This is a genomic window from Streptomyces sp. AC602_WCS936, from assembly GCF_019049125.1.
Taxonomy (GTDB): domain Bacteria; phylum Actinomycetota; class Actinomycetes; order Streptomycetales; family Streptomycetaceae; genus Streptomyces.
In genome coordinates this window covers 87,624-102,624 of record NZ_JAGMUF010000090.1, presented here as the reverse complement: position 1 = coordinate 102,624, position 15,001 = coordinate 87,624, and the positions used below count along the sequence as shown (strand labels likewise).

The window sequence follows — 15,001 nt, the reverse complement described above, 5'->3', positions numbered from 1 at the left end:
CCGTCGTGTCCCTGTCCGCCGCCGTCCTGCTGGCCGGTCCGTCACCGTCGCCGTCGCCGTCGGAGTCGTCGACACCGGCGGTGCCCTCGTTCCAGGACGCCCAGGAGAGCGCGTCGAACGCCGCCGGGTGGGTCGAGGAGAACTGGTCGACCTGGCTCGCGATCGGGCTGCGGGTGCTGCTGATCGTGGTGATCGCGGTGGTGCTCAGGGTGGTGGTGCGGCGGGCGATCACCAAGCTGATAGAGCGGATGAACCGCCGGGCCGGGACGGGTGCCAGTACGGCGCTGAGCGGGCTGCTGGTCAACGCCGAGCGGCGCCGCCAGCGCTCGGAGGCCATCGGGTCCGTACTGCGCTCGGTGGCCAGCTTCCTCATCCTCGGCACCGCGGCCCTGATGGTGCTGGGCACCTTCCAGATCAATCTGGCCCCGCTGCTGGCCTCCGCCGGTGTCGCGGGCGTCGCGATCGGCTTCGGCGCCCGCAACCTGGTCACCGACTTCCTCTCCGGCGTCTTCATGATCCTGGAGGACCAGTACGGCGTCGGCGACAGCATCGACGCGGGCGTGGCCTCCGGCGAGGTCATCGAGGTCGGACTGCGGGTGACCAAGCTGCGCGGCGACAACGGCGAGATCTGGTACCTGCGCAACGGCGAGGTCAAGCGGATCGGCAACCTCTCCCAGGGCTGGGCCACGGCCGGCGTGGACGTGACCGTGCGCTCCGACGAGGACCTGGAGAAGGTGCAGAAGACCATCGCCGCCGTCGGCGAGCGGATGAGCAAGGAGGAGCCCTGGAACGAGATGCTCTGGGGCCCGATCGAGGTGCTCGGCCTGGACTCCGTTCTGCTGGACTCCATGGTGGTGCGGGTCTCCGCGAAGACCATGCCCGGCAAGTCCCTCACCGTGGAGCGCGAGCTGCGCTGGCGCATCAAGCGGGCCTTCGACGCGGCCGGCATCCCGATCGTCGGCGGTCCGGTGCTGCCGGGGCAGGAGGCCGCGGCGTCCGATCCGACCGCGGGCATGGCGGCCCCGTCGGCGTACTCCAGCTCCGTGTCACCGCAGTCCATCGCGGCCTCCCCGATCCCGCCGCCGAGCACCACCAAGTAGCGCCGCCCGCGCTCTTCCCGCCCCCGGGGTGACGACCGCGTCGCCCCGGGGGCAGTCTCTTGACGGCTCCCGTCCGGCGGGCCTACGTTTCTCCACCAACAGGAAACTTTCCTAACAGTCGACGTCGACAGGCGCGGCCGGTGGACTTCGCCGTCCCGCACTGAAAAGCTGAGCGGCCGAGAGGCAGGTGGGGACACGCATGGCAGCAACCGCCGGCACGCCGGGCACCCCGCGCGTCCTGCGCGCCATGAACGACCGGGCCGCGCTCGACCTCCTGCTGGAGCACGGGCCGCTGTCCCGCACCCGGATCGGCAAGCTCACCGGCCTGTCCAAACCGACCGCCTCCCAGCTGCTGGCCCGCCTGGAGGCGGCGGGACTGGTGCTGGCCGGCGGCACCACCGAGGGACGCCCGGGTCCCGGCGCCCAGCTCTACGAGGTGAACCCGGCCGCCGCGTACGCCGCCGGACTCGACGTCACCCCGGACCGCCTGCTCGCGGCGGTCGCCGACGTCACCGGGCGCACGGTCGGCCGGTACGAGCTGCCCACCCCGGGCCGCCGCCCCACCACCCCCGTCGTCCAGCAGGTCACCGACGCCCTCGACGGCGCGGTGAAGGCGGCCGGACTCGCCCGGGACGACGTCCACCGCCTGGTCATCGGCACCCCGGGCGCCTTCGACCCGGGCACCGGACGGCTGCGCTACGCCTCCCACCTGCCCGGCTGGCACTCCCCCGCCCTCCTCGACGAACTCGCCGCCGCGCTGCCGATGCCGGTCGAGTACGAGAACGACGTGAATCTCGCGGCCGTGGCGGAGCAGCGGCTCGGTGCCGCCCGGGGCCACGGGGACTTCGTCCTGCTGTGGAACCAGGAGGGGCTGGGCGCGGCCCTGGTCCTCGGTGGCCGGCTGCACCGCGGCTGGACCGGCGGCGCCGGCGAGGTCGGGTTCCTGCCCGTGCCCGGCGCTCCGCTGGTCCGCAAGGTCAGCCGTACGGGCAGCGGCGGTTTCCAGGAGCTGGCCGGTGCGCAGGCCCTGCCGAAGCTGGCCCGCGAGCTGGGCGTCGGGCCGGTGCCGTCCGGGCCGTACACCGAGTCGGCCGCCGCGCTGCTAGCCTCGGCCGCCGAGCACCGCGACGACGGCCCCCACCACCGCCTGCTCCAGACCTACGCCACCCGCCTCGCGACCGGCCTGGCCTCCCTGGTCTCCGTCCTCGACCCCGAGCTGGTGGTGCTCAGCGGCACGGCGCTCACCGCGGGCGGCGAGCCGCTGCGCGCCCTGCTCCAGGACGAGCTGGAGGAGCTGGCCGCGTCCCGGCCCCGCCTCGTCCTCGGCGGCGTGACCGCCGACCCCGTACTGCGCGGCGCGCTGGAGAGCGCGCTGGCGACCACCCGCGACGAGGTCTTCGACACCTCGCGCTGACCCCGCACCACACGGCCCAGCACCGCCCGTCCCTCACCCGCCCATGCCCTGGGAGACCCCGTCATGCCTGGAATATCCAGGAAAGCTCCCTCGCTCTGCTCACCACCGCCCGGCATCGGGGCCGTGCCCCTCTTACAGTTCGTCTATGCGGTGCGCTTGGCCTGGGTGATGCGAAGCCGGGACAGCTCCGCCGACCTCACGAACGGCAGCCCCGCCGCGTGCGCTTGTTTCCGGTCGCGCGGGCAGTCGTTCCAGACGACGCGGGATCACGTTTTCCCTTATGGACTACCCGCCCAAGGTCACGGTCTCCAAGCTGGTCAACAGCCTCAAGTCACCGGCCTACCACGCAGCATCCTGCGGCGGCGCAAAAAGGGTTGATGACTTCTTGACTTCCTCCCTGCCTAAAGGCGGGGAGTTCCAGCGGTCGCCCGCTGGGTTTCCTGCTTCACTGCCGACTGCCCGCCCGGAGTGCTCCGTTGAGGTCTTACACCGGCTCCACAGGCCGACACCGCCAGTCCGGCGGCCTTCAGATTCTTCGCGGCGTTCACGTCCCGGTCATGGGTCGTGCCGCAGTCGCAGGTCCAGGTACGGACATGCAGCGGCATGTTCTGCTGGAGGGTGCCGCAGGCCGAGCAGAGTCTGGAGGAGGGAAAGAAGCGGTCGACGACGACCACGTCCCGCCCGTACCAGGCTGCCTTGTATTCCAGCATGGACCGGAACTCGGCCCAGCTCGCGTCACTGATGGCGCGGGCGAGCATGTGATTCCTGACCATGTTGCGGACGGTCAGGTCCTCGATGACGAGCGTTTGGTTCTCACGCACGAGTCGAGTGGTCAGCTTGTGCAGGTGGTCCCGGCGCCGGTCGGCGATCCGGGCGTGCACCCTGGCCACGCGACGCCGGGCCTTGGCCCGGTTGGCACCGTCCCCCTCGGCCTTGCGCGCCAGTTCACGCTGGGCCTTCGCCAGACGTGCCCGGTCCTTGCGCTCATGACGCGGGTTGCTGACCTTCTCCCCGGTGGACAGGGTCAGCAGGTGGTCCAAGCCCACGTCGATACCGACGGCGGTGTCCGTGGCCGGGAGCGGCCGGACGGCGGGATCCTCGACGAGCATCGAGACGAACCAGCGTCCGGCCGCATCACGGGACACGGTCACCGTGGACGGCTTCGCCCCCTTCGGGAGCGGCCTCGACCACACGATGTCGAGCGCGTCGGTCATCTTCGCCAGGGTCAGTCGGCCGTCCCGGAAGCGGAAACCGCTGGTCGTGTACTCGGCCGAGGCCCGGGACTTCTTCCGCGACTTGAAGCGCGGGTACCTGGCCCGCTTGGCGAAGAAGTTCGTGAAGGCGCCTTGCAGGTGACGCAGCGTCTGCTGGAGCGGGACCGAGGACACCTCATTGAGGAACGCGAGTTCCTCGGTCCTCTTCCACGCCGTCAGCATCGCCGAGGTGGCGTTGTAGTTGACCCGCTCCTGACGCGCCCACGCCTCGGTCCTGGCAGCAAGCGCCAGGTTGTAGACCTTCCGGACACAGCCGAACGTGCGCGACAGCTCCGCCGCCTGCGCATCCGTCGGGTGGAAGCGGTACTTGAACGCCCGCTTCACCAGGTCCGTAGCCATACTCACAAACTAAACCGGCTACAGGTGAAGATCAAACCTGCTGGTCAGGGCACGACCTTTCGCCCCGACGGCGAAACTCCGCCCGCTGCCCTGCTCCGCAGAAGCCCGATTCCTCCCCGGCCTGGAGGCCGGGGTTTCCTTGGAGGTACCCGATGAAACTCACCGTGGTCGGCGGCGGTTCGACCTACACGCCCGAACTGATCGACGGTTTCGCCCGGTTGCGGGACACACTGCCCGTCGAGGAACTGGTCCTCGTCGACCCGGCGGCCGACCGGCTGGAGCTGGTCGGCGGCCTCGCCCGCCGCATCTTCGCCAAGCAGGGGCACGACGGCCGCGTCGTCACCACCTCCGACCTGGACGCGGCCGTGGACGGCGCCGACGCCGTGCTGCTCCAGCTGCGCGTGGGCGGACAGGCGGCCCGCGAGCAGGACGAGACCTGGCCCCTGGAGTGCGGCTGCGTCGGCCAGGAGACGACCGGCGCGGGAGGCCTCGCCAAGGCGCTGCGCACGGTGCCGGTGGTGCTGGACATCGCCGAACGGGTCCGCCGCGCCAACCCGGACGCCTGGATCATCGACTTCACCAACCCGGTCGGCATCGTGACCCGCGCCCTGCTCCAGGCCGGACACCGGGCGGTGGGCCTGTGCAACGTGGCGATCGGACTGCAGCGCAAGTTCGCCGCCCTGCTCCGGGTGGCGCCCGCCGACGTCCACCTGGACCACGTCGGGCTCAACCACCTCACCTGGGAGACCGGCGTCCGCCTCGGCGGCCCCGAGGGCGAGGACGTGCTGCCCCGGCTGCTGGCCGACCACGGGGACGCGGTCGCCGCCGACCTCCGGCTGCCCCGGCCGCTCCTGGACCGCCTCGGCGTCGTCCCCTCCTACTACCTGCGCTACTACTACGCCCACGACGAGGTGGTGGACGAGCTGCGCACCAAGCCGTCCCGGGCCGCCGAGGTGGCGGCGATGGAGCGGCAGCTGCTCCAGATGTACGGCGATCCGGCCCTGGACGAGAAGCCCGAGCTGCTCGCCAAGCGCGGCGGCGCCTACTACTCCGAGGCGGCCGTGGACCTCGCCGCCGCCCTGCTCGGCGGCGCGGGCTCCCCGTACCAGGTGGTGAACACGTACAACCGGGGCACGCTGCCCTTCCTGCCCGACGACGCGGTGATCGAGGTGCCGGCCGCGGTGGGCGGCAAGGGCGCCGCCCCGCTGCCGGTGGCGGACGTGGACCCGCTGTACGCGGGGCTGATGGCGAGCGTGACGGCGTACGAGGACCTGGCCCTGGACGCGGCCCTGCGCGGCGGCCGGGACCGGGTCTTCCGGGCGCTGCTCGCCCACCCGCTCGTCGGCCAGTACGCGTACGCCGAGCAGCTCACCGACCGGCTGATCGCACACAACCGGGAGCACCTGGCGTGGGCCTGACCGGGAGTGTCCTCGCCGTCGACGCGGGGAACAGCAAGACCGACGTGGCCGTGGTGGCGGCCGGCGGGGAAGTGCTCGCCACGGCTCGCGGCGGCGCCTTCCGGCCGCCCGCCGTGGGCGTCGAACGGGCCGTGGACGCGCTGGCGGAGGCGGTGGCGCGGGCCTTCGCGGCGGCCGGCGTCACCGCCGTCGACCATGTCTCGGCGTGTCTGGCCAACGCCGACCTGCCGGTGGAGGAGGAGCAGTTGGCCGCCGCGCTGCGGGCGCGGGGCTGGGGTGCGCGCGTGGACGTGCGCAACGACACGTTCGCGATCCTGCGGGCCGGGGTCGACGAGCCGCGCGGGGTCGCCGTGGTGTGCGGGGCGGGCGTCAACTGCGTCGGCATGCGCCCGGACGGGCGCACCGCCCGCTTCCCGGCCATCGGACGGCTGTCCGGCGACTGGGGCGGCGGCTGGGGGCTGGCGGAGGAGGCGCTGTGGCACGCGGCGCGGGCGGAGGACGGGCGCGGGGAGCCCACGGAGCTGGCGCGGACGCTGCCGGCCCACTTCGGGCTCGGCTCGATGTACGCCCTCATCGAGGCCCTGCACCTGCGCCACGTCGAGCCCGTCCGGCGGCACGAGCTGACGCCCGTGCTGTTCGCGACGGCGGCCGGCGGCGACCGGATCGCGCGGGCGATCGTCGACCGGCAGGCCGACGAGGTGGTCGCCATGGCCACGGTCGCGCTGACCCGGCTGGACCTGCTGGCCGAGCCGACGCCGGTGCTGCTGGGCGGCAGCGTCCTGGCGGCGCGTCACGCGCGGCTCGACGACCGGATACGGCAGCTGCTGGCGGCCCGCGCCCCCGAGGCCGTACCGCGCGTGGTGACGGCCCGGCCCGTGCTGGGCGCGGTGCTGCTGGGACTGGACCGGACGGGGGCGCCGCCCGAGGCGCACGCGCGGGCGCGGGACCACTTCGGCGGCTGAGGTCCACCGCGTGCGGGCGCCGCCGGGACCGGCCCGGGGAACCGGACCGGTTCCGGTGGCGTATTCATGGGCAGGGGTGGTGCGTTGCACCCGGACCGGATCGCACCCGGACCGGATAGCACCCGGACCGGATAGCACCCGGACGGATCAAGATCGGGTGAAGGCCGGTGCGAAAGTCGGTGCGGGCAGCGATACTTGCGGCGACGGATGACCATGGGGGAGGTCAGCAGTGAATCGACCGCCGAAGGGCAGCGCGGCGCCACCACCGGGCACCGGCACGCCCACCGTGTCCGCCGTGCCGCCGCAGTCCCCGCCGGTCCCGGCGCAGCGGCCCGGCGGCGGCGCTCCCGGCACTCCCGCTTCTCCTTCCCCTCCCTCGCCCGCGCCGCCCCGGCGCACCGCGTTCGCCGAGGGCGTGGACCGGCTGCGGGCGGCCGCCGTCACCGAGCCGGGGCGGCTGCGGATCATCGGCGCGCTGCTCGCCGCGCTGGTCGTCGCCTTCGGCACGGTCACCGCCTGGCAGATGCACGAGCGGTCCACGGCGGCCCACGACGTGCGGTATCGCAGCCAACCGCTCACCTCCGACGCGGCCGACATCTACCGTTCCCTGGCCGAGGCCAACACCGCGGCCTCCAGCGGGTTCCTCGCCGGCGGTCAGGAGACCGAGGAGTCCCGGGACCGGTACGAGAACGGCATCCGCACGGCCGCCGAGGGCCTGGTGACGGCCGCCGCGAACTCCGACGCCGACTCACCCTCCGCGGACACCATCGCCGAGCTCAACCGTCTGCTGCCCGAGTACAAGGGCCTCATCGAGCGCGCCCGCACCTACAACCGGCAGGGCTTCCCGGTCGGCGGCGCCTATCTGCGCTACGCCAACGAGAAGATGCAGCAGGAGATGCTCCCGGCGGCGGAGGACCTGTACGAGACGGAGAACCGGCGGCTGAGCGCCGACTACGGGGACGCCAAGTCCTACCCGTGGGCGGCGATCGCCCTCGGTGTGCTGGCGCTCGGTGCCCTGGCCTGGGCCCAGCACCGCAACTACCGCCGCACCAACCGGGTCTTCAACCCCGGCCTGGTCACCGCCACGGCCACCACCGCCGTCGTCCTGCTCTGGCTGGTCGTCGGCCACAGCGTCGCGCGCTCGAACCTGGGCGACTCCCACGACCACGGCGTACGCTCGCTGAACGTGCTGCACGACGCCCGCATCGCCTCCCTGAAGGCCCGGGGCAACGAGAACCTGACGCTGGTGGCGCGCGGCGCCCAGACGAAGAAGGTCGGCGGCGAGACGGTCGACGCCTACGACTTCGACTTCGGGAAGAACATGGACGCGCTCGGCAAGGGGCTGGCCGAGGCCGCGCGGCTCGCCGACGACGCCGCCGGTGAGCGCCCGGTCGCCGCGGCCAGCGGGAACATGGCGGAGTGGAAGGAGCGCCACGCCGCCGCCCGCGAGCAGGACGAGAACGGCAACTACCAGCAGGCGCTGGACCTGGTGATCGGCGGCGAGGGCGCCACCGTCGAGTGCTTCGACGGCGTCGACGCCGCGCTCGCCGACGCGCTCGAGCACGAGGAACGGGAATTCGAGCAGGCGGCGGGCGACGGGCTGGACGCGATGGGCTACCTGCCGCAGGGCGCCGGTGTCCTCGCCGCCCTGGGCGTGGCCGGGGCGCTGCTGGGCATCGGGCGCAGGCTCTCGGAGTACCGGTGAGACGGGGCGTGGGTCCGGCGGACGGGCGGGAAGGGGAACCCGTGAAAGGAGGCGTGAGGATGAGCGCACGACGACTGCGGGCCGGCCTGAAGGGCTGGGGCGGGGTAGGGGCGATGGCCTTCGCCTGCGCCCTCGCCGTGCTCTTCGCCCTGCTTCTGCCGATGGTCCGGGCCGACGGCGGCGACGGCGCCGGCACCGGCGGCCACGGCGTCGCCCACGGCAGCCAGGCGCGTGCCGCCGAGGAGTGCACGGACCCGGAGAAGCAGACCCTGCCGCCGTCCGGCGACGACGGCCCCACCATCGACGAGATCCGCAGCCGCGAGGGCGAGAAGCGCAAGCTGATCGTCGGCGTCGACCAGAACAGCTACCACTGGGGCTACCGGGACCCGAACAGCGGGGGTGCCGCCGAGCTGGAGGGCTTCGACATCGACCTGGTGCGCCGCATCGCCGAGGACATCCTCGGCGACCGGAACGCCGTGCAGTTCAAGGCGATCCCCACCGACCAGCGCATTCCCGCGATTCAGGACGGCCGGGTCGACATGGTGGTCCGCACGATGACCATCAACTGCGACCGCCTGACCGACGTCGCCTTCTCCGCCCCCTACTTCCGCACCGGCCAGCAGGTGCTGGCGCCCAAGTCGTCGAAGATCACCGGCTACGACGGCACGCTGGCCGGCAAGGAGATCTGCACGGCGGCGGGTTCGACGGCGCTGAGCACCCTCCAGCAGGACCGGGAGGACGGCCGGCTGGCCGAGGGCGTCGACCTGCGCACCACGGTGCCCAACCAGCTGGACTGCCTGGTGCGCCTCCAGCTCGGCGAGGTCGACGCAGTGGTCACCGACGGCGCGCTCGCCGCGAGCCAGGCCGCCCAGGACCCCACGGTGGAGTTGAAGGGTGACGCCTTCACCACCGAGTACTACGGCGTGGCGATGAAGAAGGACGCCGACGATCTGGTACGCCGGGTCAACCAGATCCTCGTCGAGTGGCGCGCGGACGAGGCCGAGGGCTGGCAGCGCTCGTACGAGCGGTGGCTGTCGAAGACCATGGGCGAGGACCCGGCGAAGTACGAGCCACCGACCCCGCCGCAGTATCTGCGCGAGGACTGAACGACCGCCGAACCTCAGACAAGAGAACGCACAAGTCCGCGACAGCGAGAGGTGATCGATGGGCGACACGGGACCCACCGGGCCGGTGATGGACCGGGACGAGGTGGACCGTGCGCTGGCGCGGCTCGGCGCGGAGCACGAGGCGATCGAGACCTCGCTCCTCGCCCTCCAGGACCACGCGGGCCGCAGACTCCTCGAGGGCGCCGAGCTGACCGGGACGACCGCCGAGCGCTGGGCCGCCGCGGAGGCGTCGATCACGCTGCTGTGGACCTACTTCGACGCGTACGCGGGCGCGCTGCGCACCGCGCGGGAGATCCGTGCCCGGCGCCGCTGGTCCAGCCGCGAGGATCTGGCGGAGCTGACCGAGCTGCTGCGCGGCGACGCCGTCACGGTGGCGGGCGGCGCCGCCACCGCCGCGGCGCCCACCCCGGACGGCGGTCCGGGCCGGCTGAGCGAGCGGTACTCGCTGGTGACGCTGGTGGACCGGATGAACCAGCTGTACGCGGCCTCCCTGGACCTGGTGGTCGCCGCCGACGCGGTGTGGTCGGCGCTGCCCGCGCGGATCGATTTACTCGCCGCCGAGCTGCGACGCACCCGGGAGCTCGCGCACTCCGTGGGCGTCCGTCGCGGCGAGCATCCGGCCGGTGACGACCTGGAGCGGATCACCCGCACCCTGACGCGACTGCGCGAGCAGGTCGTGTCCGACCCGCTGGCGTTCTGGCAGCCGGCCGAGGGCAGTTCGGCGCCGGGCGGCGGACGGCCGGACACCACGGTCTACGACCGGGAGGCCCGCGCCCTGGAGGACGTGCGGCGCGAGATCGACGCCGTGCTGGCCGTGCGCCAGGACGCGGAGCAGCGGATCGTACGGCTGCGGGACGTGCTCTCGCGCGCGGACCGCACGCTCGCCGAGGCGCGCACCGCGCGCGGTGAGGTGCTGGCGAAGATCGCGGCGACGGAGGTGCCGGTCGTCAGCGGACCGCCGACGGTGCTCCAGGAGCAGCTGGCGGCGGCCGCCGAGTACCGCAGGCACGCCCAGTGGCACCGCCTGTCACCGCTGCTGGAGTCGCTGGAGGAGAAGGCCGAGGACGAACTGCTGCGCGCACGTGAGTCGTTGACGGCGGTCACCGCGCCGCTCGCGGTCCGCGCGGAGCTGCGCGGCCGGCTCGACGCGTACAAGGCGAAGGTGGCCCGGCTGGGGTACGCCGAGGACCCGGAGCTGGCCGAGAAGTACGAGAAGGCGCGCCGCATGCTGTGGAGCGCGCCGTGCGACCTGCGCGTCGCCGAGCAGGCCGTGCTGCGCTACCAGCACGCGGCGGCCGAACTGCTCGGCTCCGTCCCGCGCGTGCCCGGGCAGGGCGGGCCGGTGGACCGGACGGGACGGGGGCCCGGCGCGTGAGCGACGAGGGGGAGGCAGCGTCATGAGTGAGGCGGGGCTGACGTGTCAGCGTCCCGGCTGCGGCGGGACCTACGAGGACGTGGGCGGCGGCGAGCTGTACTGCGACACGTGCGGTCTCGCACCGGTCGTCGCCGCGGGCGGCATGGTCGGCTCGTCGCCGACCGGCGTCACCGGGGGCGGCGGGCGGGGCTCGCGGGGCTCGGCGGGCAGCGGGAGTTCACGGTCGAGCGGGCGCGGTTCGCGTACGTCGTCGCAGTCGTCGAAGTCCCGGCGGTCGGTGTCGGGGCGGCTCTCGCGGTCGGTGTCGGGCCGGTCCACGGGGCGCTCGGTGTCGGTGCGCAGCTCGGGGTCGGGCGCCGGTGCCTCCGCGCGCGGGCGGCTCGGTGCCGGGCTGGTCGAGGTCCCGGCGATCCCGCGCCCCGACCCGCACGCGATGGTCCTGAACAACCCTCAGGTGCCGGAGCGCAAGCGGTTCTGCTCCCGCTCGGACTGCGGGGCGCCGGTCGGGCGGGCGCGGGGTGAGCGGCCGGGACGTACGGAGGGCTTCTGCACCAAGTGCGGGCATCCGTACTCGTTCGTGCCCAAGCTGCGGGCCGGGGACGTCGTGCACGGCCAGTACGAGGTGGTGGGCTGCCTCGCGCACGGCGGGCTGGGCTGGATCTACCTCGCCGTCGACAAGGCCGTCTCGGACCGCTGGGTGGTCCTCAAGGGCCTGCTGGACACCGGCGACCAGGACGCGATGGCGGCGGCGATCTCCGAGCGGCGCTTCCTCGCGGAGATCGAGCACGCCAACATCGTGCGGATCTACAACTTCGTCGAGCACCTCGACCAGCGGACGGGTTCGCTGGACGGGTACATCGTCATGGAGTACGTCGGCGGCAAGTCGCTGAAGGAGATCGCCAACGGCCGGCGCTCCCCCGAGGGGCGGCGCGACCCGCTGCCGGTGGAGCAGGCCTGCGCGTACGGCATCGAGACGCTGGAGGCCCTCGGCCACCTGCACAGCCGCAACCTGCTCTACTGCGACTTCAAGGTCGACAACGCCATCCAGTCCGAGGACCAGCTGAAGCTGATCGACATGGGCGCGGTGCGCCGGATGGACGACGAGGAGTCGGCCATCTACGGCACGGTGGGCTACCAGGCGCCGGAGGTCGCCGACGTCGGCCCGTCGGTGGCGTCCGACCTGTACACGGTCGGCCGCACGCTCGCCGTGCTGACGTTCGACTTCCAGGGTTACACGACGGTCTACGCCGACTCGCTGCCGGATCCGGACTCCATCGACGTGTTCCGGCGGTACGAGTCCTTCTACCGGCTGCTGGTGCGGGCCACCGACCCCGATCCGGCCCGCCGGTTCGCCTCTGCGCAGGAGATGGCGGAGCAGTTGACGGGCGTGCTGCGCGAGGTGGTCTCGCTGCAGACGGGACGCGCCCGGCCCGCCGTCTCCACTCTGTTCGGGCCGGAAGTCAGGGTGACGGACACGGAGTTGTTCCCGCGACTGGACGGTGACGTGTCGCGCCTCGGGGCGCGGCCGGTGCGGTCGGGGCGGCGCGGCGGCGGTGGTGCGGCGGCGGCCGGGCTGCCGGACGGTGCGGGTGCCGGCCCCGCGTTGCCGGGCGGGACGAGCGCGGCGGTCGGGGCGCCCGGCGGGACGGGCGCGGGAGCGGTCGGCGGGTCGGGTGCGGGCGTCGGAGCCGCCGGCCCGGGAGGCGCGGGCGCCGTGCCGCCCGCGGGCACGGGCGCGAGCACCGCGCTGCCGGGTGCCGTGAGCACGGTCGGCGCGAGCGGCGCGGGCGGCGCGGCGGGCCCGGGTGGCGCGGCGCGCACGGGCGGTGACCCCGGCGGCACCACCGCCGGACTGGTCAAACCGGCCGACGCGCCCGCCGCAGCCCTCGCGCTGCCGGTGCCGCGGGTCGACGCCGGCGACCCCAACGCGGGTTTCCTGGCGGGCCTCATGGCGTCCGCGCCGGCCGAGCTGCTGACCGCGCTGGCCGCGGCGCCCGCGCCGTCGACCGAGACGCGGCTGCGGCAGGTCCGGGCCCGCCTGGAGAGCGGCGACGCGCCCGGCGCCCTGGAGGGTCTTCAGACGCTGGAGGGCGAACGGCCCGACGACTGGCGGGTGGTCTGGTACCGGGGGCTGGCCGCGCTGGTGACCGGCGACCACGAGGGTGCCGCGCTGGCCTTCGACGCGATCTACGACGCCTTCCCGGGCGAGATCGCGCCCAAGCTGGCGCTCGGCCTGTGCGCGGAGGTGCTGGGTCAGCTCGACAACGCCGCCGAGTACTACCGGCTGGTGTGGGCGTCCGACCCGAGCCACGTCAGCGCGGCGTTCGCGCTGGCCCGGGTGCAGCTGGCCGGCGGCGACCGGGCCGGGGCCGTACGGACGCTGGAGTCGGTACCGGAGTCCTCCATCCATTGCACCGGCGCGCGGGTGGCGGCCGTACGGGCGCGGCTGCGGCAGCGCACCGCGGCGGCCGGCGACGTAACGTTCCTGGACGATCTGACCGCCTCCGCGCGGCAGGTCGAGGCGCTGGACGTGTACGGTCTGGACCCGGCTCGGCGCGAGCAGCTGTCGGCCGAGGTCCTCGGCTGCGCGCTGGACTGGGTACTCTCCGGAGGTCGGGGTTCCGTCCCTCCCGCCGCCGGGGGACGGACGCTGCTCGGCAGCGGCCTGGACGAACGCGGTCTGCGTTTCGGCCTGGAGCGTTCGTACCGCACGCTGGCTCGGCTGGCGCGGGGCGGCGAGGAGAGGATCGACCTGGTGGAACGTGCCAATCGTTACCGCCCCCGGACGTGGGTGTAGTTGATGTCGCAGATGCCCGAGCAGGCCGCTGTGTCGAAGTGCCCGAGCTGCGAGGAACCCCTCGAGCCGGGTGACCGTTTCTGCGGTGCGTGCGGATACGACCTGTCCGCCGTGCCCGCACGGCCCGACGACAGCCCGACGATCGCCATGAACGGCGCGGTGCCCGCGCCGTCGTCGGCGCCGGAAGGCGTGGACTGGCCCGTGGCCCGGGACTCGGACGGCTTCGGCCGGCCCGCCCCCGTGCACGCGGCGGCCGAGGTGCCGGGCACCGATTCGGGCGGCGCCCCGCTGCCGCCGCCCCCGCCCGCCGCGCCGCCGATGCCGTCGGCCGCGCCCGAACCGGCCGACTCCGGGGTGCGGTTCGACCACCGGGCCGACGGGCGGGAGCCCGACGAGCCCGACGAGTACCCGTTGCAGGCGCCCGACCCCCGCTCGGCCGCCGCGCCCGCGCCGGCCGCACCCGCCGCGCCCGCCGCCTCCGAGAAGGTGTGCGTGGCCTGCCGCGCGGGCCGGGTCGACGACGACGGCTACTGCGAGAACTGCGGGCACGCCCAGCCCCGCGAACGCGACCACATGGAGCAGGAGTCCGGCCCGGTCGCCGCGGTGAGCGACCGCGGCCTGCGCCACCACCGCAACGAGGACGCGTTCTCCGTCGGCTGCGCCGCCCTGCCCGACGGCGCCCCCGCGACCGTGGCGATCGTCTGCGACGGCGTCTCCTCGGCGACCCGCCCCGACGACGCGTCACTCGCCGCGTCCCGGGCGGCCGGTGAGTCCCTGCTCGCCGCCCTGCCGCGCGGAACGCACCCGCAGCAGGCCATGCACGACGCCATCCTCGCCGCCTCGCACGCCGTCAACGCGCTGGCCGAGGAGCCCCGGACAGCCCTGGAGCAGGCCCCGCACCAGAACGCGCCCGCCTGCACCCTGGTCGGCGCCGTGGTGGCCTCGGGTCTGCTGGTCGTCGGCTGGGTCGGCGACAGCCGCGTCTACTGGGTGCCGGTCGACCGGAGCACCCCGCCCGCCCGGCTCACCGAGGACGACTCGTGGGCCGCGCAGATGGTCGCCGCCGGCCTGATGAGCGAGGCGGAGGCCTACGCCGACGAGCGCGCCCACGCCATCACCGGCTGGCTCGGCGCCGACGCCTACGAACTGGAGCCGCACACCGCGTCGTTCAAGCCGGACCGCCCCGGTGTGGTCGTGGTCTGCACGGACGGCCTGTGGAACTACGCCGAGTCGGCCGAGGAGATGGCCGACGCCGTACCCCTGGACGCCGCCGCGCGACCCCTGCACAGCGCCCGCGTCCTGGTCGGCCACGCCCTGGACGGCGGGGGCCACGACAACGTAACAGTGGCTCTCCTGCCGTTCCCGGCACCGCCGCAGGGGGCAGGATCGGCCTGAGGCCGCCGCGGGGCGGGGACGCGCGCGGGGTGGCCTCGCGGGCCGCAGGGGGCGGCCCGCGCCATCAGCCGTCACCCCACCGGTGTGGGGTCGTA

The 15,001-nt window shown here is 73.9% G+C and carries 10 protein-coding genes and 1 pseudogene; 10 read left to right on the top strand and 1 reads right to left on the bottom strand.

Annotated elements, in window-relative coordinates; all coding sequences use genetic code 11:
- The first annotated feature begins 5 nt into the window (after positions 1–5).
- The 3 genes and pseudogenes from KUM03_RS25825 to KUM03_RS39335 form a co-directional block, all read left to right on the top strand.
- On the top strand, positions 6–1,100 hold the full coding sequence (locus tag KUM03_RS25825; protein ID WP_217251726.1) for a mechanosensitive ion channel family protein: 1,095 nt from the start codon (positions 6–8) through the stop codon (positions 1,098–1,100).
- Positions 1,101–1,299: 199 nt separating this feature from the next.
- Positions 1,300–2,514 (top strand): ROK family transcriptional regulator, encoded by a 1,215-nt coding sequence (locus tag KUM03_RS25820; RefSeq protein WP_217251723.1) that lies wholly within the window; start codon positions 1,300–1,302, stop codon positions 2,512–2,514.
- A gap of 219 nt (positions 2,515–2,733) precedes the next feature.
- Positions 2,734–2,881: pseudogene (locus tag KUM03_RS39335) on the top strand (transposase); the annotation flags it as partial.
- A gap of 34 nt (positions 2,882–2,915) precedes the next feature.
- Here KUM03_RS39335 and KUM03_RS25815 read toward each other — a convergent pair.
- Entirely contained in the window at positions 2,916–4,127 is a 1,212-nt protein-coding gene (locus KUM03_RS25815; RefSeq protein WP_217251721.1) for an RNA-guided endonuclease TnpB family protein, read from the bottom strand.
- Between the two features lie 152 nt (positions 4,128–4,279).
- Between KUM03_RS25815 and KUM03_RS25810 the strand changes: the two genes are divergently transcribed.
- The 7 genes from KUM03_RS25810 (at position 4,280) to KUM03_RS25780 (ending at position 14,906) form a co-directional block, all read left to right on the top strand.
- Positions 4,280–5,545 carry a 6-phospho-beta-glucosidase gene (locus tag KUM03_RS25810; protein ID WP_217251719.1) on the top strand — a complete coding sequence of 422 codons (1,266 nt, stop codon included), beginning with the start codon at positions 4,280–4,282 and terminating at the stop codon, positions 5,543–5,545.
- Complete coding sequence (locus tag KUM03_RS25805) at positions 5,536–6,507, top strand: BadF/BadG/BcrA/BcrD ATPase family protein (protein WP_217251717.1); 972 nt, start codon at positions 5,536–5,538, stop codon at positions 6,505–6,507. The genes KUM03_RS25810 and KUM03_RS25805 overlap by 10 nt, the downstream gene beginning before the upstream one ends.
- Before the next feature lie 229 nt (positions 6,508–6,736).
- On the top strand, positions 6,737–8,212 hold the full coding sequence (locus KUM03_RS25800) for a hypothetical protein (protein ID WP_217251715.1): 1,476 nt from the start codon (positions 6,737–6,739) through the stop codon (positions 8,210–8,212).
- Positions 8,213–8,271: 59 nt separating this feature from the next.
- Positions 8,272–9,318: a glutamate ABC transporter substrate-binding protein gene (locus KUM03_RS25795; protein WP_217251712.1), complete on the top strand. Its 1,047-nt coding sequence runs from the start codon at positions 8,272–8,274 to the stop codon at positions 9,316–9,318.
- 58 nt (positions 9,319–9,376) lie between these two features.
- Positions 9,377–10,714 (top strand): hypothetical protein, encoded by a 1,338-nt coding sequence (locus tag KUM03_RS25790; RefSeq protein WP_217251710.1) that lies wholly within the window; start codon positions 9,377–9,379, stop codon positions 10,712–10,714.
- 22 nt (positions 10,715–10,736) lie between these two features.
- Entirely contained in the window at positions 10,737–13,511 is a 2,775-nt protein-coding gene (locus KUM03_RS25785; protein ID WP_217251707.1) for a serine/threonine-protein kinase, read from the top strand.
- 3 nt (positions 13,512–13,514) lie between these two features.
- Positions 13,515–14,906: a PP2C family serine/threonine-protein phosphatase gene (locus KUM03_RS25780; protein WP_302185897.1), complete on the top strand. Its 1,392-nt coding sequence runs from the start codon at positions 13,515–13,517 to the stop codon at positions 14,904–14,906.
- Positions 14,907–15,001 lie beyond the last annotated feature (95 nt).

Coding starts and splice junctions, on each gene's coding strand:
- KUM03_RS25780 (WP_302185897.1), top strand. CDS start 13,515: ATGTCGCAGATGCCCGAGCAGGCCGCTGTGTCGAAGTGCCCGAGCTGC.
- KUM03_RS25815 (WP_217251721.1), bottom strand. CDS start 4,127: ATGGCTACGGACCTGGTGAAGCGGGCGTTCAAGTACCGCTTCCACCCG.
- KUM03_RS25785 (WP_217251707.1), top strand. CDS start 10,737: ATGAGTGAGGCGGGGCTGACGTGTCAGCGTCCCGGCTGCGGCGGGACC.
- KUM03_RS25820 (WP_217251723.1), top strand. CDS start 1,300: ATGGCAGCAACCGCCGGCACGCCGGGCACCCCGCGCGTCCTGCGCGCC.
- KUM03_RS25795 (WP_217251712.1), top strand. CDS start 8,272: ATGAGCGCACGACGACTGCGGGCCGGCCTGAAGGGCTGGGGCGGGGTA.
- KUM03_RS25790 (WP_217251710.1), top strand. CDS start 9,377: ATGGGCGACACGGGACCCACCGGGCCGGTGATGGACCGGGACGAGGTG.
- KUM03_RS25810 (WP_217251719.1), top strand. CDS start 4,280: ATGAAACTCACCGTGGTCGGCGGCGGTTCGACCTACACGCCCGAACTG.